This window comes from Bacillus sp. P4_D3, from assembly GCF_056401855.1.
Window position 1 is genome coordinate 1 of record NZ_JBFUIN010001073.1, and the last position, 859, is coordinate 859.

Genomic DNA, 859 nt, shown 5'->3' on the forward strand with positions numbered 1-859 from the left:
GTACATAGATAGTAAAGTTGCTCCATTAATAAATACATATTGGAAGCTTGATAATCTAGTATCTAAATAAAAAGACCAGTCTTAAATGACTGTTCTTTTTACATTCAAGTATTCAACTTCCAATAACATTTATATTGATTTTCTAATAACAACTTGAATAACATGAGCTAAGCCAGTATGTCCTTTCCCTTCAATTCGCTCTTGTTCTCCATTAAAGAAATGAATAACCTCATGCCCTTCACACCAAGTAAGAATATCAATTGGATCATACAGCATATCAATATCTTTTGGCCCACCAGTACCATAATTTAATTGTTTTTTCGAATAAACTTCAAACATTATTAATCCACCAGGCCTAATCGTATAAATCATTTTATTCAATACCATTTTTTGATTGTCAGCATGAAAATGTCCAAATACCATAATTGCCGCATCGAATTCATTATCTGGCAAACTATCAGTTAATAAATCTACCTTTTTTGTATGCACGTTTACGTCATACTTCTCGGCTAACTTTTTTGTTTTTTCTAATCCACTCTCAGAGTAGTCAATAGCAGTCACTTCGTGGCCTTTTCTTGCTAGAAAAACAGCATTTCTACCTTCTCCCTCTGCGAAAGCTATTACTTTATTATAATTTGCCAAACGAAATGCTTGTTCTTGAATAAACGTATTAGGTTCTTCCCCATAATAATATTCATCCGATTTAAATTGATCATCCCACATGTTATTCATCTTCTTCTCCTCCTTCTAAATGCTAGTTAGAACCGCTCATCTGTAATATCACTATTAATAGCAATCGCCGCTTTATTTCCCTGTGATGCAGCAATAATTAATGACGATGGCCCTTGAGTCGTTGTTT

General features: G+C 33.3%; 1 protein-coding gene and 1 pseudogene. Both read right to left on the reverse strand.

What is annotated here, in order from left to right; genetic code table 11:
- Window positions 1-129: 129 nt before the first annotated feature.
- Window positions 130-732 (reverse strand): class I SAM-dependent methyltransferase, encoded by a 603-nt coding sequence (locus AC1DTM_RS29235; protein WP_016105051.1) that lies wholly within the window; start codon window positions 730-732, stop codon window positions 130-132.
- A 26-nt stretch (window positions 733-758) separates the two neighbouring features.
- Window positions 759-859, reverse strand: a pseudogene (locus AC1DTM_RS29240) (NAD(P)/FAD-dependent oxidoreductase); the annotation flags it as partial.

What these genes read in the sequence shown, in the direction of transcription:
- AC1DTM_RS29235 (WP_016105051.1), bottom strand. Translation starts at nt 732, where the DNA reads ATGAATAACATGTGGGATGATCAATTTAAATCGGATGAATATTATTAT.